The organism is Providencia sp. TYF-12 (assembly GCF_041344805.1).
Classification (GTDB): domain Bacteria; phylum Pseudomonadota; class Gammaproteobacteria; order Enterobacterales; family Enterobacteriaceae; genus Providencia; species Providencia huashanensis.
In genome coordinates, this window is the sequence record NZ_CP166833.1 from 703,575 (window position 1) to 726,321 (window position 22,747).

Consider the following 22,747-nt stretch of genomic DNA (forward strand, 5'->3'; position numbering starts at 1 on the left):
TTAAGTGGAGTGATAACGATGAGTGAGTTAACCCTATTACCAGAGGTCAGTGAATTTCTGAAACGTCAACATGGCCATTTTATCAACGGGTTGCCGGTTTCTGGCATGGGCGATACTTTTTTTAATGTCGTTAATCCAGCCACTGAGCAAGTCATTGCGAAAGTGAAAGAAGGCACATTAGCAGACGTTGATGCAGCAATGGAAGCTGCTCACGCTGCATTCAAAGGGGCTTGGGCAAATACAACACCGATGGAGAGAGGGAATTGCTTAAACCGCCTTGCTGATTTGTTTGAGAAACATCTTGAAGAACTGGCTCAGCTAGAAACCCTTTGTTCAGGGAAAACAATTCAGCTTTCTCGTTTTCTTGAAGTGGGTTCGTCCGCACAATTTTTACGTTATTTTGCTGGTTGGGCAACGAAAATCAGTGGTGAGACTCTCAATGTTTCATTGCCTTCATTTAATGGTGAAAAATACACGGCATTTACACAGCGGGAGCCTGTTGGGGTAGTAGCAGGTATTATTCCTTGGAATTTTTCCATAATGATTTCTATTTGGAAATTAGCCGCTGCATTAACTTGCGGTTGTACCATTGTGTTAAAGCCGAGTGAATTTACCCCTTTAACGATGTTAAGGGTAGTTGAGCTAGCAAAAGAAGCAGGTATCCCAGACGGGGTTATTAATATCATTAATGGTGGAGGTCGTGAAGTTGGGCCTGCACTGATCCATCATCCTCTATGTTCCAAAGTGACATTTACGGGTTCTGTACCAACGGGGCTAGCGGTAGGGCGTACCGCAATGGAAGGAAAATTAACCCGTGTTACGCTTGAGTTAGGTGGTAAAAATGGCGCTGCATTCTTAGCGGATTTACCCGTTGAAAAAATAGTCAATGGCATCATTGAGGCTGGATATCTGAATCAGGGGCAAATTTGTGCAGCCGCGGAGCGTTTCTATATTCCATCTAAGTTAATGGAACCCGTATTAACTGAGTTAAAAGCCCGCTTGTCTGTGATGAAAGTGGGGGCGCCGTTAGATGAAACAACAGAAATGGGGCCACTCGCAAATAAAGCGCATTATGAAAAAATTCTCGCTTTATTTGAAAAAGCACGCCAAGAGGGTAATGAAATTATTTATGGCGGCCAGCCTATTGCTGGTACAGGTTATTTTGTACCGCCAACCATTATTCGTGCAAATAGCCCAGATGATGCGTTGATGAAGGAAGAAACATTTGGCCCTGTAGGGACATTCCTCAGTTATGACAATGAAGATGAACTTATTGAGTTAATGAATAGTACTCCATTTGGTTTAGCGGCTAGCTTATGGACTAATGACCTAAGTAAAGCGATGCGCATGATTTCACAAATTGAAGCGGGGACTGTTTGGGTGAATATGCATACCTTCCTTGACCCAGCAGTGCCTTTTGGTGGAATTAAGTCATCAGGGGTTGGGCGTGAGTTTGGTAGTGCCTTTATCGAGTATTACACCGAGTTAAAATCTGTCATGGTGCGTTATTAGTATTTAGCTAACATGAAATTAATCAATATTTCCCGGCGATTAAGCCGGGTTTTTTGTATTTTATTGCGCATAGAGTGCAAGTTATGGTTAAGATAGGTTAATTATCATTACTGGTAGATAACCTAATGCAAAAAGTGTTGATTACAGGGGGGAGCAGGGGGATTGGCCGTGCTACCGCCATCCAGTTAGCAAGCCTAGGTATGCATGTGTTGGTCAATTATAAAAGTGACCAACAGTCCGCAGAAAATCTTGTTAGGGAAATCCAAGCCTCGGGTGGTATGGCTGATGCATTTCAATGTGATATTAGTGATGAAAGTGATGTTGTTAAGCTATTCGACACTATCAGGCAACAGTACGGTGACCTTCATTTTTTAGTCAATAATGCCGGTGTTTTATTTCAACAATCGACTACTGAGGGGTTGTCAGCGGAACGTATTAATAAGGTGCTGGCGACTAACGTAACTGGGCTACTGATTTGTTGCAGAGAATTCATTAAGCATGCCCGTTTCTTTAATCAATTTCAAAATAAAGCCATTGTTAATGTTTCCTCAGCTGCGGCTCGGTTAGGGGCTGCGGGGGAGTATATTGATTATGCGGCTTCTAAAGGTGCTGTGGACTCTATTACGAAAGGGTTGTCATTAGAACTGGCTGAGCTAGGTATTCGTGTGAATGGTGTACGCCCTGGCTATATCTATACACAGATGCATAAGGATGGTGGTGAGGAAGGTCGAGTGGATCGCATTGCGGCACAGTTACCGATGAAAAGAGGTGGAGAGCCTAGGGAAATTGCGGAGATTATCACTTGGTTACTGAGTGATGCTTCATCCTATGTCACAGGGACAATAATTGATGCGGCTGGTGGCCGTTAGGGCTAAAAATGCTTTTCTTGGCGAATAATGAACCCTGATGAAACAAGTTCTGTCCGGTTGGTGACTTGTGCTTTGGTAAAAATATTCCGCAAATGCGTTTTTACCGTAGACAGAGATACACCTAATAATAATGCAATACGTTTGTTGCTTGCACCTTCTCGTACTAAGTGGATAATTTCTTGTTCTTTAGGGGTATAAGAAACTAAGGAATCAGGCAGCACATCAAATGTCATTAGCTCTGCAACAGGTAAAATTGCATTTAACCGCATGATTTCTTGTTGGCTAAAAGGGCTATCTCGCATGATTGAAATTCCAGCAATAATCTTATTTTTCCGCCGAATAAAGATTTCAGCCATATCCGTCATATTATTTGGTTGCATAAAGTCATGGAAGAATGCCTGATTTTGCTGACGTGCCTCCGCCCCCATTCTCACTAAGCGTAAGTCACTGCTACGAAAGTTATTCGGGTGTAAAGGATCTAGCTGATAAAAACAGGCAAGATAATCTTGGTGCATTTTTGCGGGAACCCCATAAAGTATATAGTTATCGGGTTGCCAGTGGTCATTAACCAGATAATACACGGATGCTGATATAGGAATAATATGAGCAATCGTATTTAGGCAGCAATCAATCAATGTTTGTTGGTGAGGGCTAAACAATAAAGAGCTCATCATATTACCTTCCGTAGCCAATCGAATTATTATCATGCGCCTTATTGATATTAACATAAAGTAAACATGTTAATAACGTGAGGTTGCTTGCAGTATTTAAAAATCGTTAAAACCCATCCAATAATGCTCTATTGCTTTTGGGTATCTTTAGTGAACTTATTATTAATATATTAACAAAGCGTTTTTTTGTTATGCATTGATATCTAATTAATTATCTATTTTTTGATTCAGTTGTTGGTACTTTTTGCGCTGTTTTTTGGTTCCCCCCTCTCTCTGGGTATCGTCCTTTAGAACGATAGCGAGTCGTTTGTGCTTATTTTTATAGTGGCAATTCAGTCACTATTTTTTTACAAAAAATTCACATTCATGACTGTGTATGGAGCGAGAGGGAAGAAAAATGAATTTATCCTCAAAATTGTCGTCACATCTAGAGAATGGGAAAGTTGGCTTTCCTACAACATTGGCAAGTTCTGCCGGTTTGATTATGGCTAGTCCTGTTATCTTAACGGTTATTAGTGGATTCGGCATTGGCGGTGATACTTTTGCTTTAGCGGTGTTGTTGAGTTTTATTATGATGCAAGCTCAGCTAACAACATTTTCTGAAGCTGCTGCAATCCTACCAACATCAGGTTCGGTATATGATTATATTTCTTGTGGAATGGGGCGCTTCTGGGCAATTACTGGGGCGCTTTCTGCCTATTTAATAGTGCATGTCTTTGCTGGAACGGCCGAAACAATTCTTTCTGGAATTATGGCGTTGGTTAATTTTGAGCATTTAAATACGGTTTTAGAAACCAGTAATTCCTCGTGGATGGTTGGTGTTGGGCTTGTTGTTACTTTTGGTATTTTAAACGCTTTTGGGATCGAAGCTTTTGGTAAGGTGGAAGTTGTGCTGACGTTTGCTATGTGGTCTACATTAGTGATCTTCAGCATAAGCGGCTTGTTATTACCATTTCATGTACAGACGGATGGTTGGTTTGGTCAGCCATTGAATACAGACCCAACATTAGTACTGAGTTTTATTGGAATGGCCATGTTCATGTTTGTAGGGTGTGAGTTAGTGACACCAATGGCGCCTGAGATTAAAAACTCAGCCAAAGTTATTCCGCGGGCAATGACAACAGGGTTGTTCTGTGTCGCTCTGTGTATGGTGCTATTTGGAGCCGCATTAGCGAACCAAGTGGAAAATGTGGTGGTTGACCCACAAACGGGAACCCGTTTATTGGAAACACCAATGGCTATTCCAGCATTTGCGGAATTAGTGATGGGTGAGTTTGGTAAATATTGGATTGGTGTGGCACTTTTACTTGCTGGTGGAGCCACAATCAATACTTTAATGGCCGCAGTACCGCGTATTCTTTACGGGATGGCACTTGATGGTGCATTACCTCGCATCTTTGCTTACTTACACCCACGCTTTAAAACACCAGTATTTGGTATTTTAGTTGCTGTGATGATCCCTTGTTTACACGCCTTTGCTATCCAAGGCGATCTTGACCGCATCATTCCTTTAGTATTAGCCGCTGTGTGCTCTTGGGGAGTTGCTTATTTATTGGTAACTATTTCCGTGGTGCTATTGCGTATCCGTCGCCCTGATTTACACCGCGCTTATCGTTCACCATTCTTCCCTCTGCCACAGATTATTTCGAGTGTGGGCATTATTTTAGCCATTGTTTATATCACTCCACCGGGTATGAGTAAGTCTGATGTATATATTCCTTTTGCAATAATGTTAGGTTTAACTGCTGGTTATGCCTTAATTTGGACGGTTTTTGTGCAAAAAGTTAACCCATTCAAACCGCTAAGTGTAGAGTCAGTCCTATCAAACTCATTCCGAGATGAAGAAATTGAGGGAGGCCAACTTGAGCCATTACGCAACCTCGCCTAAATATTCGCTATGGCAGCGGCTAGGCAGCAGATTAACCAAAAAACGTTTACCAGTGGGCTATCAAACTGGGCTAACACTTAATCGTATTGAGCGAGATATGCTTCCTTATCCGTGTGAATGGCGGGCACCGGGAGCGCTCCTTATTCAATTACAACCTGAATTAACGATTGAAGTCACTGAACGCCCAAGAAAGCTGTTTCTTGCTTTTATTGTATATAGCCGTTTTGCCGTTTCTGGTATTTGTCATCAGGATATTAATGCAAAAATTGAAGTAAAAACGCGAGGAAGTGTAAGGAAAAAACATATCCATTTTGTATCTAAACAAATAGATGGGGCTAAGGTTATTGGCTGGTTGAATGAATATCCCATTATTCGGCAAACATTAGAAGAGTTGGATTTTAACCGATGCCAAATAGAGCTTAATCATGGTCAGTGGCGTTGTGAGATTGAACCTTTTACTGCATCAGAGATGGTCAGTCGTATTCCTGCAACACGACGTTATCTGAGGCTGGAGAGCAAGCAACGTCATCGTTTATTGAGCGCATTACAGTTAATTAGCCAACTGATGGAAAAAAAACGGATTATCCGTTGAATTTGAATAAGTTCTTTGATAGTAATAATTATTATTATCAATTGATTCATTGGAATGAGATGTGAAATCTTTGCCACTTTTAGGGTGTATTTTGTTTTCTTCAGCAGCCATCGCAACCTCTTCAGACTGTATTCGTTTAGCGGAGCTTTCTACTGCCGAAGGGGTGCATAACAGTAAGGGGGATAGCTGTTTATTTTTTGAAGCATCACAGCAAAATTTTATCAAGCAACGTGGAGAGGGGGTTTCCAAGGTCACATTACTAGACGCTAAGCAACAGCCCATACGTACTCTACAAGAATATGGTTCGGCGCAAGAGCCTCATTCTGCGGATTATTTAGTCCCTACAAATGGGGTTTATTATCTTTCTTTGAAAGGTGAGCCGGGGAAGCCTTGGCGTCTGCAATTTGATGTCAAACCTTATCAGCCGTTAGATATCAAAAAAGAGGGAGAGCCTGTAAGCCCTAAGTTGCAAAGCCTATTGGATGAGTATTATAGCGAGGGGGACTCCGCCGCTTTCTGGCAAGCTGTTGCGATAGAAGGAACTCCACTGATTGAGGATCTCGCTGGTTCGCAAAAGCGAGCAACTTTTTTATGGCGGGGGGCGAAATCCAATGCGTATATTTTAGGAGCGCCATCGGGGAATCATGAAAGAATGGCGCATTTGGCGGGAACTGATATTTGGTACCGCTCTTTTATTATCCCTGATAAGACATTGTCACAATATAAAATTGCCCCTGATATCCCAATGGTTCCTGAAGGTGGTTTCGCACAGCGTAAGGCAATATTAGTGACAGCACAAGCTGACCCGTATAACCCCAACGTTATTCCATCTTTAGCTGAAGATAAATACAACCGCTTCTCCTTATTGTCACTAGCGCCACAAATACGCCAATGTAATTTCCCATTAATAAAGCACTCGCAAGTTCAAGGAAGTTTGGAAACTTTTACACTTTCTAGCCGTGTTTTGAATAATGAACGAAAAATTACGGTATATCGCGCAAATATGCCGATGAAACACCCTGCGCTGTTAGTGTTGTTAGATGGTCAGATTTACCAACAAAATTATCAAATGGTGAAGTTTTTTGATAAATGGATGAATAACGGTGATTTGCCAGCTATGGATATCGTGTTTGTCGATAGCATCAGTTCGGAACGTCGTGGGGAAGAGCTGCCTCCTAATCATGACTTCCCTCAATTGCTGGCGGATGAGTTAATGCCGTTACTGGTAAAAAAGGGAATCCAAGCGGACGCTAAACACACTATTATTGCGGGGTCTAGTTATGGAGGGCTTGGGGCAACTTGGAATGCCTTACAGCATCCGGAGGTATTCGGCAATGTGTTAAGCATGTCAGGGTCTTATTGGTGGTCACCAAAGGGGGAAGACCCTGAATGGCTGATCCGGGAAATTGAAACCATGCCGAAGCAACCCATTCGATTTTTCCTTGAGGCGGGTTTATTTGAACAAAGAGGCAGTTGGGGCGGAATTATTCAAAATCATTATCACTTGTTTGACGTATTAAAGCATAAAGGCTACCAAGTTGATGCAATAGAATTACCCAGCGGCCATGATTACATTTCTTGGTGTGAAACACTGTATGAGGGCACAAAGAAACTCTCATCACAGTGGTAAGCACTAATCCGGTTATAGCTTAAAGCAGCTTGTAATGAGCTGCTTTTTCATTTTTATGACAACCGTATTCATTTCGCCATAAAAGCGTCATTCAACTGTCATCTAGCTCCTTTAGCATGCCTATCATTATTTAAAACATACTTATTCATTTTTCATTATTGATCGGCAAGGAAACTGTTATGACTGGTAATTTTATGAAGTCTTTTTTAGCTGTCACAGTAAGTACATTGATTTTAGGAAGTACAATCCCTGCTTATGCCGCAGATAAAAATGATGCGGTTTCAGAAAACCGTGCGGCCCAAGGCGATATCACTAAATTTGGCGGAGCACGTCGTTTAGCGACTGAACAAACTGACATCATGAAAGCGGCGCTTCACAATGGTCAAGCCAAAAATGTGATTTTATTTATCGGTGATGGTATGGGGGATTCTGAAATTACCGTCGCACGTAACTATGCAGAAGGTGCAGCTGGCTTTTTTAAAGGCATCGATGCCTTACCTATCACAGGGCAATATACTCACTATGCATTAGATAAAAAAACGCAGAAACCTGATTATGTGACTGACTCGGCTGCTTCCGCAACTGCATGGTCATCGGGTGTGAAAACATATAATGGTGCATTGGGAATCGATGTATTTGGTAATGACCACGAAACGTTAATTGAAATTGCGAAACGTAATGGAAAAGCTACGGGCAACGTGACAACCTCTGAAATTCAGGATGCAACTCCAGCCGCGCAGTTCGCCCATGTCAGTGCACGTAAATGTTATGGACCTGAAGAAACATCAGAAAAATGTGCGGCTAATGCCTTAGAAAATGGCGGGCGTGGCTCGATTTCAGAGCAGTTATTGATCACTCGCGCAGATGTGACCCTTGGCGGTGGTGCGAAGAGCTTCAAACAAGAAGCAAAAGCTGGGGACTATAAAGGTAAAACGTTAGAACAACAGGCTATTGAACGTGGTTACAACATTGTGCGTGATGCAAATGCGTTGAACAACGTCACTGTTGCGAATCAAGATAAACCTGTTTTAGGTTTATTCCATGATGGCAATATGGCAGTCGCGTGGGAAGGGCCTAAAGCCGTTCATTATGGCAACATCAATAATGCACCACTTGAATGTAAACCTAATTCTAAATTAGATCCAAATGCGCCAACGTTAGCGCAAATGACTAAAAAAGCGATTGATTTATTAGAAGTCAACCCGAATGGTTTCTTCTTGCAAGTTGAGAGCGCATCCATCGATAAACAAGATCACAAAGCAAATCCGTGTGGCCAAATTGGTGAGACCGTGGCTCTCGATGAAGCCGTTCAAGTTGGTTTAGATTTTGCTAAACAACATGGTGATACTTTGGTTATCGTGACTGCGGATCACTCACATTCGAGCCAAATCATACCGGAAGGCACTAAATCAACAGGGCTAACTCAAGCGTTGATTACTAAAGATGGCTCTGTGATGGTGGTTAACTACGGGAACTCTGAAGAAGATGACTCACAGGAGCACACTGGCGCTCAGTTACGTGTAGCTGCCTATGGCCCACATGCGGCAAACGTAATGGGTCTGACTGACCAAACCGATTTGTTCTTTACCATGCGTGATGCAATGGGATTGAAGCAATAAACCAACCCTGTAATATAAATTCTCCGCGACAGGATGTTGCGGAGAATTTTTTTAACGGCCTTCTTTCCTCTCCCCTTTATTCAACCATTCCTTAATAGCTTTATGAAATATTTGAACTTATTTATTTATTGGTTATCTTGATTTATTATTTTTTAATAATCAAAACGAGAGCTTATTTATAAGCGCAGCATGATGAGAACCAATTTATGAGAGAAGTACGGAAACTACAGCGAGATGAAATTCCAGCGGTTTGGTCTATTGATCGCACTGAATTAATTGAGCACCTATATTTACATCAAGATGGGAAATTGGTGCTATCAAAGCAGCGCTTTGATATGAAAGGTTGGCCTGAAGGTGAACCTGAAGCTTACACTCCACATTTGTTGGAAAGTTATGACCAAGGGGCCATTTTTATAGGGGTGTTTGAACAAGGGAAACTGATTGCAGCTGCGAGTTTAGACAATACATGGCGTGGTGAGCAAAAAAATTTGCTGCAGTTGTCTTTTTTACATGTTAGTCACCCACATCGTGGTGAAGGTTTGGCTGGGCTGCTATTTCAGCAGTGTGTTGACCTAGCCATTCAAAAAAACGCTAAAGGGCTGTATATATCGGCGACACCATCAGAAAATACAGTACATTTCTACCAATATCTTGGCTGTACTTTGATTGAAAAACCTGACCCAGAATTATTTGCTTTAGAGCCGGAAGATATTCACTTTGTATATTGGTTTGATTAGAGTGTTTTGTTAATGAATATGTTTGTTGGCTATTGATTTTGTCGTCAAATTGAACAATAAATATTGAAATTCACACAAAATCAGATATGATTGATAATCATTATCATTTGAGATTGTTGAGGTCATTATGCCAACTAGCATATCAAAAACAACTGGCTTACGGCGCATAGGGGCTGGTTTATGGGGTGTTTTCGCCGTGATATTGCTGAGCATTACCTATGTACTCAGCAATATGGGGTTAGATAACCTCAAAATCACCATGATCATTATGATGATCGCGACTGCAGGTATGTTGTTTAACCGTGGTTCTCGGCGTTTATTGATTATCCCAGCCGTTGTTTCACTCGTGTGTTTTCTGGCTGCATTTGTATTACAAAGGTAGTATTTGGTTAAATAATGAGTGAATGCATTAGGAAAAATAATAGAGGGAAAGTGAGCGCACGGTAGAAAGTGCTTTCAAGTCAATTTGAAGTGAAAAACACTGACTGCATCAGTGGTGTGAAAGGGGGGATTAGCCCCCCATACGTCTATAGAATACTAACACCTGAAGCTAGCGCGTCTAGCAATTCCGTCACCCTCGCAACTCACTAAGTTTGTCTGGTTACACTAATTCGGTGTAGATTTTGGTCGCCGTTTTTTGGTAAAAAATAGCCAGTCAATAATGACTGACCACTTCTAGTTTGGGTGAATTTATCGGCGTGTTAATTTTACTGATACAGTTAGCGCTTAATCGCTTGATAAACTTTAAATTTCCCTGTTTTAGCTAGCACCTCATGGCTACCGAATGCTTTATCCAGTAAATCAGGGTAAGGTAAAAAAGCATTGGCGACTATGCGCAAGCGCCCGCCCTTTTTCAGGAATTTAGGTGCTTGGTAAATCATATTTTCAACTGCACGGTAGCTAGTATTTAGCCCATCATGGAAAGGTGGATTAGAAATAATCCAGTCAAACTTATCATGAATATCTGAATAAGCGTCACTTGCAACCACTTTGCCTGTTAGCTGATTAGCTTCAAGTGTAGAAGCTGCGGAATCTAATGCAGAGGCACTGACATCACTTAATGTAAGTTTTATTTCTGGGTTTTGGGAACCAATAACGGCCGCCAATACGCCATTACCGCAAGCTAAGTCTAATAGGTCACCGCTCATAGGCTCTGTAAGTGTAGATAATAATAAATCACTACCGATATCGAGTTCCATATGGCTAAATACGCCTGGTAATGCATTAATTCTAACATTATCAATTTGATAATGACGCCACCAGCGAGAAATATCAAACTGGGTCGGTTGCTCTAGTTCGCCATAATACAAACCACAGCGGCGTGCAGAGTCAATTTTTTGCAAGCTAGCGATGCCTTCCATTATAGACTCGGCACTTTTTACCCCGCTACGGTTCTCCCCTACGATAAATATTTGGCTACCAGTAGCGAGGTGGGTACAAAGATCATCAAGCTGAAAACAAGCTTCTTGCTTGTTTTTTTGCCAAAAATAGATGAGTGTATTACAGGGCTGAATAAATTCAGCTGGGGTTGTCGCAGAGTATAACGCCATTTCCCCCATTAACGGTTGTAAACGTTGCCAGTGGTGATACTGGTTCGTAATGACACGAACGCTTGCTGCTTCTAAGGTTGCTGCAAGTTCATCCTGAATGTCACCGGCCAAAATGACATGACGATCTGTAAAGTGTTCGAGATGGCGCTGTATAACTTCGCTGGCAGGTGTCAGTAATGACATATTCTGTCAATCTCCTAAAATAATAGATAACCGATAACACATTACCAGAAATGGGAGAAATAGCATTGCTCTGTTGGCGCTATTAATCCCCTTTGATAAGATGTGGTTGTACAATTGCGACTGGAAAAATAAATGACACGACGTGACAGGCTTTTAGAACAAATGGGGATCACTCAATGGATGGTGAGAAATCCAGCTGTGTTACGTGGTGAACGTGGTGTAAGGATCCCAGCGTCGACTAAGCTTATTATTATTACTGATGAGAACCTCGATTTAAATAGCCAACTGCTAAAAGATATTTTTCTATCAATGAATATTGTCTCTGATGATGTTGTTTGTGTTAATTCAGAGCAGTTAGGTTTACTCCCAACACCAATAATAACGCCTTGTTGGGTATTAGGTGGCGAAACCCACCCCGAAGGTTCAAAAATCACGTTTATTTCACCTGTTTTGTCTGAGCTGATGTCAAGTCACAGCGCTAAACAGGCACTATGGAAACAAATTTATCAATATGATGAAAATATCAACACTAAAGCAATCTGATCTCGCAACTGCTTTCTTAATTGAGAAGTTAAGTCATGACTTCCCATGGACTGAGCGTGTTTTTTATGGGAATCAAGGGGAAAAGTATCATAACATTAAGATTTCTATTAATAATCAAGTTGTTGGGTATGCAATAACTCAGTGTGTGTTGGATGAAGCCACTTTATTCAATATTGCTGTCCATCCTGACTATCAAGGACAGGGGTATGGTCGTTTATTACTCGAGCAACTGATCAGCGATTTAGTTAAAAAAGGTATCTTAACCTTGTGGCTAGAGGTTAGGGAATCGAATGCATCAGCATTACATCTGTATGATAAGCTTGGCTTTCATCAAGTAACAGTACGGAAAGATTATTACCCGGCGAAAAAAGGCCGAGAGGATGCACTTGTCCTCGCTCTAACATTATTGAATGACGAATAAATACGGTTATCATTTTAAATGTGGAATTAAAAACCCCAGCACGAGACTCGTGCTGGGGTTTTGTCATTTAGGTTCTTATTTTTCTGTTTCCGAAAGAATGGTTTTATTCATCAGCTTAATATCTTCTTTCTGTTGTATTTTTGCTGCTGCTTGTGCATTCACTTCTTCGTTCAGGCCTTTATAGGTGGAATAACACATGATTAGCATCATGATAGATAATGGAACGGCCATCGCAACAAGGGCTGATTGTAAGCCGGATAACCCCCCAGTCATGATGAGTACTATTGCAATCGCTGCAATGATCACACCCCAAATTGTTTTCGTCACATGAGATGGGTTTGGGTTCCCATTTTCACTTACCATACCGAGTACGAAAACCGCTGAGTTTGCTGAGGTAACAAAGAAAATCAACACCAGAACAATAGCTATCATACTAATAAAGGTTGAGGCTGGAAAATAATCTAAAAATTTAAATAACGCAGAAGTAACATCGGTTTTTACTGCGTCAGCCAGTGCTGTTTGTCCTAGGTTTTGAATAAGATGGATTGCAGACCCACCCATCACGGCGAACCAAGCGAATGCACTTAATACAGGAATGAATACGGCACCAATCATAAATTCTTTAATCGTTCTGCCTTTTGAGATACGCGCTACAAAGCTACCGACTAATGGTGCCCATGCAATCCACCAACCGAAGTAAAAGAGTGTCCAGTTCGCAATCCAAGTTCCATCGTTGTACGGCTCGGTGCGAAAAGACATACTGACAAAGTTTTGTACGTAATCACCAATGCCTTGGAATAACACTTTTAAAATCGTTTGTGTTGGACCAGAGATAAAGATAAATGCCATCAACCCTATAGCAAGTACGATATTTAGGTTGGATAGATGCTTAATTGCCCCCTGCAGCCCTGAAATAGTGGAAGCGATATATACGACGGTGATAATGGCAATTAAACCAATTTGTACATAAATACTAATTGGTAACCCCCACAAATAGTTCATTCCACTGTTAACTTGTAGTGTACCAAAACCGAGTGATGTTGCGATACCGATAACGATGGAAAGCATCACTAACACGTTGATCCATTTACCAATCGAGCCGTAAATACGATCACCAAGTAATGGGTAAAATACTGAGCTCATTGATGCAGGGAGTTTCTTTCTAAATTGAAAGTAACCTAATGCAACGCCGACGAGTGCATAACAAGCCCAAGCTGATACCCCCCAGTGTAGGTAGACATATTGCATCGCCGCTTTGGCTGATTGCTCTGTAGAGCCTTGGCCAATTGGTGGACTAATATAATAGGAGACGGGTTCCGCTACCCCCCAAAACATTAAGCTAATGCCAATTGATGCGCTAAATAGCATCGCAATCCAAGTGACGGTGCTGTATTCCGGCTTGTCATCATCATCGCCTAGACGAATGTGCCCAAATTTAGAAAAACCAAGGAACATACAAAAGGCAAAAAAGATAAAAACGGAACCTAAGATAAACCAACCTAGGTTGTTGTAGATAAAACTTAAAGCTGAGTGTGAAAATGCTTCCAGTTTGTCAGGGATAAAGGCGCCAAAACTAATTAGCGCCAAACTAAAGGCTAACGACACGTAAAATATAGACTTCTTATGATTCATCATACCTCTTCTCCGGTTGCTCACTTATTTTTTTTGTATGAGAGTTGGCTTGCAGGGAATTCCTATTGTGTTTGTAAGGTTGTTTTTCGTTAATAGCTACTGTTGGTTTACAGAGAATAGCCATGCAAAGATTGCGCAGTCAACAAATAATTAACTTGTCATTAACAGAATCGGTAAATATATATTGCATATTGTATTGTTTTTATTGATGAAATAATGAATGAATAAATTTTAGTCAATATTTTGTTTGATCATTATTGAGATCTGGATTAACATTCATAAAAAATATGTTAACTATAAGTTTACAAAGTGAGGGCAATTATGAGCAATGCAACCAAAGTCATTTCGATCAATGATCACCTTGATATTGATAACGCATGGACGATCCCTGCACGTTATTACACTTCTGATGATATTTTTGAGTATGAAAAAGAAAAAATATTTGCTAATTCATGGGTTTGTGTTGCCCATATCAGTGAAGTAAAAGAAAAAAACTCGTATATCACTCGTGAACTTATTGGTGAAAGCCTCGTGATCGTTCGTGGTCGTGATGATGTTTTACGTGGTTTTTATAACGTATGTCCACATCGTGGTCACCAATTAATCAGTGGTGAAAGTGGCAAAGTTAAGAATGTGATTACTTGCCCTTATCATGCATGGGCATTCAAGCTGGATGGTCAATTAGCACATGCGACCAATTGTGAGAATGTGAATAATTTTGAATCAGATGCCATGTCATTAAGCTCTTTCCATGTGACTGAACATGCAGGGTTTATTTATGTCAATATGACAACTGAAGAACCTCAACCAATTGAACAGCAATTACCTGGTTTAGCAGAAAAAATGCAAGAAGCCTGTGCTGTGATTGGTGATTTAAAATTGGCAGCACGTTTTGTCAGCCGTACCCCAGCTAATTGGAAAACTATCGTTGATAATTATATTGAATGTTATCACTGCCCGACTAACCATGTTAGTTTCGCGAGTTCAGTGGATGTTAGCGTATATGAACATCAATTATTGGATAACTGGACCGTACAAATCGGTAAAGCTAAACCTTCAGAGTCTTCATATCAGTTTGATGAATCTGTATTAGATCCTCGTTTCTTTGGTTTTTGGATTTGGCCAAGCACAATGTTCAATATGCCGCCAGGAGGGGATTTTATGACGGTTATCTATGAGTTCCCTGTCAATGCCGGAGAAACATTGCAGCATTATGATATTTACTTCCTTAATGAAGAGTTGACGGAGTACCAGAAAAATTTAGTCGAATGGTATCGTACCGTTTTTCGTCCTGAAGATTTACGTCTCGTTGAAAGTGTTCAAAAAGGCTTGAGATCTCGCGGTTACCGTGGGCAAGGCAGAATTATGGTAGATAGGCAACGCAGTGGTATTAGTGAACACGGTGTGGCTCATTTCCATAAGATTTTAGCTGGTGCGCATAGCGAGTAATTACGTTATTGAACATAAATGAACGAGGAGAAGTCACAAATGCATAAGTTAACTAACCCAGCGCTATTTCGTCAGACATGTTATATCAATGGGCAATGGGTTGATTCAGGTCAGAAAATCCCTGTGACTAATCCTGTTGACCAATCTGTGCTGGGAGAAATTCCCAGCTTGTCGGCAAGACAAGTGGATGAGGCTATTGAGCAAGCTCACATGGCGATGGAAGGTTGGCAGCAGCTTACCGCCAAGGCTCGTTCTATCATTTTACGACGTTGGTTTGAGCTTATCGAAGCCAATGTTGATGATCTCGGTCGCTTAATGACCTTAGAACAGGGTAAGCCATTACATGAAGCTAAAGGTGAAATTCGCTACGCCGCTTCATTTATAGAATGGTTTGCAGAGGAAGGTAAACGTGTTTATGGGGAGACTATCCCTCAGACTGTTGGGAGTAACCGGATTTCGACAATTAAGCAACCTATCGGGGTGTGTAGTGCCATTACACCATGGAATTTCCCCGCTGCGATGATCACCCGTAAAGCGGCACCGGCTCTTGCGGCAGGGTGCAGCATTATCATCAAACCAGCGACAGAAACACCTTTTACGGCTCTTGCATTAGCTCAATTGGCCGATGAGGCGGGTATTCCATCAGGGGTTTTTAATGTTGTGACGGGGGAATCGCGTATTTTAGGCGAAAGACTGACAAAACATGAGCTTATCAGTAAGTTTTCGTTTACAGGTTCGACACAAGTAGGCCGAATATTATCAGAACAGTGTGCATCGACTATAAAGAAAACGTCGTTAGAACTCGGTGGTAATGCGCCTTTTATCGTCTTTGAGGATGCAGACATTGATAAAGCAGTAACTGCCGCTATTCAAGCTAAGTTCCGTAATGGTGGGCAAACCTGTGTTTGTGTTAACCGTTTCTATATTCATACTGCTATTTTTGACGAATTTAAAACCAAGTTTGTCGCAGAAGTGGCCAAATTAACCGTCGGAAATGGGCTTGCTGCGGGTACCGATATTGGGCCAATGATTACATCTAAGGCAATAGAAGGAATGAATGCATTATTGCAAGATGCATTAGCGAAAGGTGCTAAATTATTAACATTAGGTAATGAAATCAAAGAACAAGCCAACTTTTTTAATCCAAAAGTATTGGTAGATGTTGATGATTCAATGGACATTGTTCATGAAGAAATTTTTGGTCCTATTGCCACATTGATCCGCTTTAATGATGAGAGTGAAGTAATTTCTCGGGCAAATAATACTATTTATGGGCTAGCGGCGTACTTTTTCTCTCGGGATGTGAATCGGGTATATCGTGTCGCAGAAAAGCTGCAAAGTGGTATGGTCGGCATCAATACTGGTTTGATTTCTAATGAGGTTGCGCCATTCGGCGGTGTGAAACAATCTGGTTTAGGGAAAGAAGGCTCTCGTTATGGCATTGAGGATTATTTAAGCATTAAGTACTTGTGTATCGATATTGGATAAGGAAGGAGAACAGTGATGAACCAAGCAAAAATCGCGGTAAATGTTAGCCGAATAGAGCAGGTTAGCCCAAACATCAAAATGTTCGAATTCGTTGCACAGGACGGTACTTTTATGCCCTTTAGTGCGGGAAGCCATGTTACCGTTCATATGGGGGGAGAGGCTGGCTTACAGCGTGCGTATTCACTCATTAGTGATCCGCAACACTGTGGGAGTTATTGCATTTCTGTTCTGCGTGATGAAAATTCAAAAGGTGGCTCAGCTTTTATGCATGAGCAGTTATCTTTAGGGGATAGTTTATATTTATCCCCTGCCCAGAATTTTTTCTCGCTTGAGAAAAACAGCAAGTGTAAGCATGTTTTGATCGCTGGAGGGATCGGTATTACGCCATTTCTTTCTTATTTATATGAGTTAGAGCACGGCAATATGGATTTTGAACTCCATTACTGTTTTCGTGACCGCAAAACGGCGGCTTTTGTCGAACATTTACAAGAGCGTATTGGCGACCGATTGCATGTATACGATAGCAGCCAAGGGCAGCGAATGTCAGTTGAGCAGTTAATCAAAAGCCAACCAAGTCATAGTCATGTTTATGTATGTGGTCCGGAATCATTAATTAATAATGTGATTGAAGAAGGTCAAAAACATCTTGGCGAGTCACAGATTCACTTTGAAAATTTTGGCGAAGTCGCGAGTGAAGGTGAGTCATTTGAAGTGCATTTTCAGCGTTCAGGGATTAGCTTAGTTGTTGGTGAAGATATGTCTATATTACAGGCAATCGAAGCAGATAAGCGCATTAATGTGGAATGTTTATGCCGTAATGGAGTCTGTGGTACTTGTGAAACGGCAATATTAGAAGGGGAGGCAGACCACCGAGACCTATACCTTGATGATGATGAAAAAGCGCAGCAAAAAACCATGATGCTGTGTGTGTCTCGCGCCAAAACTAAGCGGCTAGTGCTTGACCTATAACCGGGTTGCCCCATGATTACCCAATGGGGCAATGATTAACCACTCAGATATCTTTTAACTCAAACATTAAAAATATCTGCTGTTCATCATTAACATGTTGATAAGCTGTAATTTGTTTATCTTGAAAAACAACCTGCCCTCGGCCAGTATCGAGTACTTCATCTAGCCATGATTTATGACTAATGACTAATTGATACAATAAGCGTTGTAGGTCGAGGTAGTCTATTTCAGATGAGAGGCTGTTTAAATTACTGGCTAAAATTTCACCCGCTTTGTCTGTGAAAACAACAAGATGATTGAAATGAGAAAGTAAAACATCAAAGTAGCATTTGATTTTACGTAAGCGTAATTCATTATTTTTACGTTCAGTATTGTCTAAGCTAATCCCGACTAATTTAGTTACTTTTCCATTTGAACCCCGAACACCTGTGGCACGAGATGTTATCCAGCGGTATTCACCTTCCCAGTTAATTTTGAAATCCATTTCATGGGCTCCACCTTCGCGGATGATTTTGGAATAACCATTAACCAGTTTTTCTTTAGAGTGGTGATCCATTAATGCCCAGAAATCTTCATTACTGGTGATTTTGATGCCATAAACGGCTTCAACGTTATCAGAGTAATTGAGCTCTCCGCTCATTAAGTCCCATTCCCATGTGACGATATCCGCAGATTCTTGGAGGTGGACTTCATTTATATTACGCATGACCCCTGCATTGGTGACAGTAATTAGGCTATTGGTGTATTCACCGTATTTCAACCAAATTTTGTCGACATCCAATAGTGTGGCGAGTTTTTCAAGGTTATCTTCATCTATCATGCCACCTTTTGTCCATTTATTGACCGCGGTTCTTGAGACACCAAGGGCTTCAGCTGCTTTTAATTGGCTCATTTTTTTCTGTTTTAGCAGTTTTAATAAACGTTCTTTGAATGTCTCTGCTTCTATCATCAATGCATATCCACCTTTTGCTAATAAAACTTAATTAAGTGCGTTCATGGTGTAAATTGTTGGTGAGGAATTGCTCTAAATTTTCAATAAACACTCTAAGATTAGCACTAGTTCGGATACTTCTCGAATAAACAGCATAAACATCTGCTGTTTGGTGCCATTGTGGTAAAACACGTATCAATTGACCAGATTGCAATTCGGGAAGCACGCTCCATAGGGAGCGCAGCAGTATGCCTTCGCCACTTAAACACCATTGTTTGGCCACTTCACCATTATTGACGGTCAGCTTACTGTTCGGTGTGACTGTCATACTTTCTTGTTGCTGCTCAAGTTTCCAAACAGCTGGAGCTTGGTTGCGTTCCTTGATAGCAATGCACAAGTGTTTTTGCTCAAGCTGTTGCGGATATTTAGGGTAGCCATATTTAGCCAAATAACTTGGTGATGCGCATAAAACCCGCTGGTTATGGGCGATACGTCTAGCAATGAATTGCTCGGAAATGGCGCCTCCGATACAAATATCAACATCAATATTTTCATTGATAATATCGACGGATTTATCTGTCAGTGTAAGGTCAATCCCTAGTAAAGGGTAACTTTCCCGTAATGTGAGGATGAACGGGTTAATGTATGTACTACCAAACCCGGTGCTACAACTAATGCGAAGCGAGCCACGGATCTCTTCTCGACATGCATTAAGCTGCTCTTGCATATGTTCAAGTTCTGCTAACATCGCTTCACTACTGCGTAAAATTATCTGCCCTTCATGGGTGAGTTTAATTGAACGAGCAGTCCTAAAAAATAATATTTGCCCTAAATTTTCTTCGAGCAATTTAATTCGTTTAGAGATATAAGCAGGGGAAACCAACAGTTGCTGAGCTGCTTGAGAAAAACTCATTAGGCGCGCAACAGTCACAAAAACGCGGATATCCTCTAATGCTGGGAGCTTGTTCATAGTTTGTAAACCTAAGGATTACACTTCATGCCTATACTTTATCACAGCAAGCCATAAACTGGAGAACAAACATACCCAATTCATTTATCAGAGGTTTTCACTATGTCACAATTTAATATCGCAGTAATCCCAGGTGATGGCATCGGTACAGAAGTGATCCCTGAGGGGATAAAAGTTTTAGAAGCGGCAGCGAGTAAACATAATATAAAGCTTAACTTTACGTATTTTGATTGGTCATGTGAAACTTACCATCGTACGGGGCGTATGATGCCTGAAGATGGCTTAGAACAATTGAAAAAATTTGATGCTATTTTTTTAGGGGCGGTTGGTTTCCCTGGGGTGCCTGATCATATTTCTTTGTGGGGGTTATTACTGCCAATTCGTCGCGCATTTAACCAGTATGTGAATCTTCGCCCCGTACGTTTGTTTGATGGCATCAAGTGCCCACTTGCGGATAAAAACCCCGGAGATATTGATTTTTATGTGGTGCGTGAAAACGTGGAGGGTGAGTATTCGGCTATTGGTGGTATTCAATATGAAGGTACTGATGAAGAAATGGTGTTGCAGCAAAGTATCTTCACCCGTAAAGGTACTGACCGTATTTTAAAATATGCGTTTGACTTAGCACAATCGCGCGACAAAAAACATCTAAGTTCCGCGACTAAATCGAATGGTTTGTTTCATTCAATGCCTTATTGGGACAGTCGGGTAGCTGAAATAGCAAAACAATACCCAGAAATTAAAGTCGACCAATTCCATATCGATATTTTTGCTGCCAACTTAGTTCGAATGCCTGAGTTTTATGATGTGATTGTTGGGTCAAACTTATTTGGTGATATTTTGTCTGATTTAGGGCCTGCTTGTACTGGCACGATTGCGATTGCACCATCTGCAAATATTAACCCTGAAAAAGAATTTCCATCAATGTTTGAGCCAGTTCATGGCTCTGCGCCAGATATTGCAGGGCAAAATATTGCAAACCCAATCGGTACTATTTGGGCCGCAGCCATGATGATGCAGCATTTAGGCTGCCAAGATATCCACGATACTATTATGAGCGCAGTGGAAACTGCGATTAAACAGCGCCGGAACTTAACTCGTGATATGGGTGGGGATGCCAGTACACAAGCACTTGGAGAGGAAATTGCTCACTTAGTGGCGCTTTAACCAGTGGTTTATATTGTTATCATTTAGCTAATTTGCTACAGGGTCGAGGTACTGTTTTACGTGTACCTCGATGCTTTGATTGTTAATACCCCCAAGATCTGCGAAAATATCCACCAATTTTGATTAACAAAACGGATTTGCTGCGCTTAGAGCCAAATCAAGCCTCTTCGAATGCCTATACAAATCTGTATATAAACGAAAAGAACGGTTAAATGACAGATCAGAACTTTCTCCATGAAGTTAGCACACGTAGAACGTTTGCTATCATATCCCACCCCGATGCGGGTAAAACCACAATCACTGAAAAAGTGTTATTGTTCGGGCATGCTATTCAACGGGCTGGTACGGTAAAAGGCCGGGGTTCTAACCAGCACGCTAAATCCGACTGGATGGAAATGGAAAAGCAGCGTGGTATTTCGATTACTACCTCTGTCATGCAATTTCCTTATAACGATTGCCTTGTTAACCTACTTGATACCCCAGGGCATGAAGATTTCTCGGAAGACACTTACCGGACGTTGACTGCGGTTGACTGCTGCTTGATGGTTATTGACTCAGGTAAAGGGGTTGAAGACCGGACACGTAAACTGATGGAAGTTACTCGCTTACGTGATACGCCAATCTTAACATTCATGAATAAATTGGACCGTGATATTCGCGACCCAATGGAATTAATGGATGAAGTGGAAAACGAGCTGAAAATTGCCTGTTGCCCAATCACATGGCCTATAGGTTGCGGTAAATTATTCAAAGGTGTTTACCACTTACTGCGTGATGAAACCATCCTATACCAAACAGGTCAAGGCCATACAATTCAAGAAATTCGCATTATTAAAGGGTTAAATAACCCTGAATTGGATGCTGCTGTGGGAGACGAACTGGCAGCCCAATTACGTGATGAACTTGAGCTTGTTCAAGGCGCATCCCATGAATTTGACCATGAAGCATTTTTGCAAGGTGAGTTAACCCCGGTATTTTTTGGTACGGCTTTAGGTAACTTTGGTGTTGACCATATGTTAGACGGGCTAGTCGAATGGGCTCCACAACCACAAGCGCGTAAAACAGATTTGCGTGAAGTGAAAGCAACAGAAGAAAAATTTACGGGCTTTGTGTTCAAAATCCAAGCTAATATGGACCCGAAACACCGTGACCGTGTTGCATTTATGCGTATTGTTTCAGGTACTTATGAAAAAGGCATGAAACTACGTCAAGTGCGTATTAAAAAGGATGTGGTAATTTCTGATGCCTTAACCTTTATGGCTGGTGACCGCTCTCAAGTTGAGAATGCTTATGCGGGGGATATTATCGGCTTACATAATCATGGGACTATCCAAATCGGTGATACCTTTACACAAGGTGAAGAGTTGAAGTTTACGGGTATCCCTAACTTTGCACCTGAATTGTTCCGCCGTATTCGTTTACGTGACCCATTAAAACAAAAGCAACTGTTAAAAGGCCTTGTTCAACTTTCGGAAGAAGGTGCGGTACAAGTTTTCCGTCCGTTAACCAATAATGACTTAATTGTTGGCGCGGTCGGTGTGTTGCAATTTGATGTGGTAGTGGCACGTCTGAAAAGCGAGTATAACGTAGAAGCTATTTACGAAGCCGTAAACGTTTCTACAGCTCGTTGGGTTGAGTGTGACGATGCGAAAAAATTCGAAGAATTTAAACGTAAAAATGAGCAAAATTTAGCACTTGATGGCGGTGATAACCTATCTTATATTGCGCCAACAATGGTGAACTTAAATCTCACTAGTGAACGCTACCCTGATGTTAGGTTCCGTAAAACACGCGAACACTAATACGTTTTTTCTCTCCCGCTACTAGTTTTGTAGCGGGGGATCTTCTTTCGACCTTCTTTTAAAGCCTATTTTTCTGTTTTTTATCGCATTTGCATCAAGAATATTCTGTCTTTGTCTTCTTTCT

Annotated in this window: 20 protein-coding genes; 15 read left to right on the top strand and 5 right to left on the bottom strand. The window is 41.3% G+C overall.

All coding sequences use genetic code 11. From position 1 onward, the window contains the following. Nucleotides 1–18 precede the first annotated feature (18 nt). Together ABE954_RS03040 and ABE954_RS03045 are read left to right on the top strand one after the other, a co-directional pair. Nucleotides 19–1,512 carry an aldehyde dehydrogenase family protein gene (locus tag ABE954_RS03040; RefSeq protein WP_042849081.1) on the top strand — a complete coding sequence of 498 codons (1,494 nt, stop codon included), beginning with the start codon at nt 19–21 and terminating at the stop codon, nt 1,510–1,512. Between the two features lie 125 nt (nt 1,513–1,637). Further along, nucleotides 1,638–2,381 (top strand): SDR family oxidoreductase, encoded by a 744-nt coding sequence (locus ABE954_RS03045; protein WP_042849080.1) that lies wholly within the window; start codon nt 1,638–1,640, stop codon nt 2,379–2,381. Nucleotides 2,382–2,383: 2 nt separating this feature from the next. Here ABE954_RS03045 and ABE954_RS03050 read toward each other — a convergent pair whose 3' ends face one another. After that, nucleotides 2,384–3,052 (bottom strand): LuxR C-terminal-related transcriptional regulator, encoded by a 669-nt coding sequence (locus tag ABE954_RS03050; protein WP_094301196.1) that lies wholly within the window; start codon nt 3,050–3,052, stop codon nt 2,384–2,386. 397 nt (nt 3,053–3,449) lie between these two features. Between ABE954_RS03050 and ABE954_RS03055 the strand changes: the two genes are divergently transcribed. The 6 genes from ABE954_RS03055 to ABE954_RS03080 all read left to right on the top strand — a co-directional run bounded on the left by ABE954_RS03055 (nt 3,450) and on the right by ABE954_RS03080 (nt 9,900). Beyond that, a complete protein-coding gene (locus tag ABE954_RS03055; protein WP_042849078.1) occupies nt 3,450–4,940 on the top strand; it encodes an APC family permease in 1,491 nt (496 codons plus the stop codon). Beyond that, a complete protein-coding gene (locus ABE954_RS03060) occupies nt 4,915–5,532 on the top strand; it encodes a DUF3156 family protein (RefSeq protein WP_042849077.1) in 618 nt (205 codons plus the stop codon). The genes ABE954_RS03055 and ABE954_RS03060 overlap by 26 nt, the downstream gene beginning before the upstream one ends. Nucleotides 5,533–5,593: 61 nt before the next feature. After that, nucleotides 5,594–7,162 carry an alpha/beta hydrolase-fold protein gene (locus ABE954_RS03065; RefSeq protein ID WP_346777452.1) on the top strand — a complete coding sequence of 523 codons (1,569 nt, stop codon included), beginning with the start codon at nt 5,594–5,596 and terminating at the stop codon, nt 7,160–7,162. Between the two features lie 179 nt (nt 7,163–7,341). Further along, the gene (gene phoA, locus ABE954_RS03070) at nt 7,342–8,781 is read left to right on the top strand and encodes an alkaline phosphatase (protein WP_042849075.1); all 1,440 of its coding nucleotides are present in this window, start codon (nt 7,342–7,344) and stop codon (nt 8,779–8,781) included. 206 nt (nt 8,782–8,987) lie between these two features. Further along, nucleotides 8,988–9,518 carry a GNAT family N-acetyltransferase gene (locus ABE954_RS03075; RefSeq protein WP_042849074.1) on the top strand — a complete coding sequence of 177 codons (531 nt, stop codon included), beginning with the start codon at nt 8,988–8,990 and terminating at the stop codon, nt 9,516–9,518. A gap of 127 nt (nt 9,519–9,645) precedes the next feature. After that, a complete protein-coding gene (locus ABE954_RS03080) occupies nt 9,646–9,900 on the top strand; it encodes a DUF1435 family protein (RefSeq protein ID WP_042849073.1) in 255 nt (84 codons plus the stop codon). Between the two features lie 337 nt (nt 9,901–10,237). On the opposite strand, the gene rsmC is transcribed toward ABE954_RS03080, so the two are convergent. Further along, the gene (rsmC, locus tag ABE954_RS03085; RefSeq protein WP_048608598.1) at nt 10,238–11,251 is read right to left on the bottom strand and encodes a 16S rRNA (guanine(1207)-N(2))-methyltransferase RsmC; all 1,014 of its coding nucleotides are present in this window, start codon (nt 11,249–11,251) and stop codon (nt 10,238–10,240) included. 132 nt (nt 11,252–11,383) lie between these two features. Here rsmC and ABE954_RS03090 point away from each other — a divergent pair, with 132 nt between their 5' ends. Both ABE954_RS03090 and rimI read left to right on the top strand, forming a co-directional pair. Further along, on the top strand, nt 11,384–11,794 hold the full coding sequence (locus ABE954_RS03090; protein WP_042849071.1) for a DNA polymerase III subunit psi: 411 nt from the start codon (nt 11,384–11,386) through the stop codon (nt 11,792–11,794). Beyond that, nucleotides 11,763–12,215, top strand: coding sequence for a ribosomal protein S18-alanine N-acetyltransferase (gene rimI, locus ABE954_RS03095; RefSeq protein WP_042849070.1), 453 nt, complete (start codon nt 11,763–11,765; stop codon nt 12,213–12,215). Before ABE954_RS03090 ends, rimI begins: the two co-directional genes overlap by 32 nt. A gap of 75 nt (nt 12,216–12,290) precedes the next feature. Here rimI and ABE954_RS03100 read toward each other — a convergent pair whose 3' ends face one another. Next, nucleotides 12,291–13,850 carry a BCCT family transporter gene (locus tag ABE954_RS03100; protein WP_197679467.1) on the bottom strand — a complete coding sequence of 520 codons (1,560 nt, stop codon included), beginning with the start codon at nt 13,848–13,850 and terminating at the stop codon, nt 12,291–12,293. A 318-nt stretch (nt 13,851–14,168) separates the two neighbouring features. On the opposite strand from ABE954_RS03100, the gene ABE954_RS03105 reads away from it, so the two are divergent. Genes ABE954_RS03105 through ABE954_RS03115 form a run of 3 tightly spaced genes read left to right on the top strand, consistent with a single transcriptional unit; the run spans nt 14,169 to nt 17,753 of the window. Then, nucleotides 14,169–15,296, top strand: coding sequence for an aromatic ring-hydroxylating dioxygenase subunit alpha (locus ABE954_RS03105; RefSeq protein ID WP_042849069.1), 1,128 nt, complete (start codon nt 14,169–14,171; stop codon nt 15,294–15,296). A 39-nt stretch (nt 15,297–15,335) separates the two neighbouring features. Further along, the gene (locus ABE954_RS03110) at nt 15,336–16,784 is read left to right on the top strand and encodes an NAD-dependent succinate-semialdehyde dehydrogenase (protein ID WP_206227265.1); all 1,449 of its coding nucleotides are present in this window, start codon (nt 15,336–15,338) and stop codon (nt 16,782–16,784) included. A 15-nt stretch (nt 16,785–16,799) separates the two neighbouring features. Beyond that, a complete protein-coding gene (locus ABE954_RS03115; RefSeq protein WP_166686038.1) occupies nt 16,800–17,753 on the top strand; it encodes a PDR/VanB family oxidoreductase in 954 nt (317 codons plus the stop codon). Between the two features lie 43 nt (nt 17,754–17,796). Here the strand turns inward: ABE954_RS03115 and ABE954_RS03120 are convergent, their stop codons facing one another. Both ABE954_RS03120 and ABE954_RS03125 read right to left on the bottom strand, forming a co-directional pair. Beyond that, nucleotides 17,797–18,702 carry a helix-turn-helix transcriptional regulator gene (locus ABE954_RS03120; RefSeq protein ID WP_042849066.1) on the bottom strand — a complete coding sequence of 302 codons (906 nt, stop codon included), beginning with the start codon at nt 18,700–18,702 and terminating at the stop codon, nt 17,797–17,799. A 34-nt stretch (nt 18,703–18,736) separates the two neighbouring features. Then, on the bottom strand, nt 18,737–19,654 hold the full coding sequence (locus ABE954_RS03125) for a LysR substrate-binding domain-containing protein (protein WP_042849065.1): 918 nt from the start codon (nt 19,652–19,654) through the stop codon (nt 18,737–18,739). Between the two features lie 102 nt (nt 19,655–19,756). Between ABE954_RS03125 and ABE954_RS03130 the strand changes: the two genes are divergently transcribed. Both ABE954_RS03130 and prfC read left to right on the top strand, forming a co-directional pair. Continuing rightward, nucleotides 19,757–20,821, top strand: coding sequence for a tartrate dehydrogenase (locus ABE954_RS03130; RefSeq protein ID WP_166687290.1), 1,065 nt, complete (start codon nt 19,757–19,759; stop codon nt 20,819–20,821). A 212-nt stretch (nt 20,822–21,033) separates the two neighbouring features. Beyond that, a complete protein-coding gene (gene prfC / locus ABE954_RS03135) occupies nt 21,034–22,623 on the top strand; it encodes a peptide chain release factor 3 (protein WP_042849063.1) in 1,590 nt (529 codons plus the stop codon). Nucleotides 22,624–22,747: the final 124 nt, after the last annotated feature.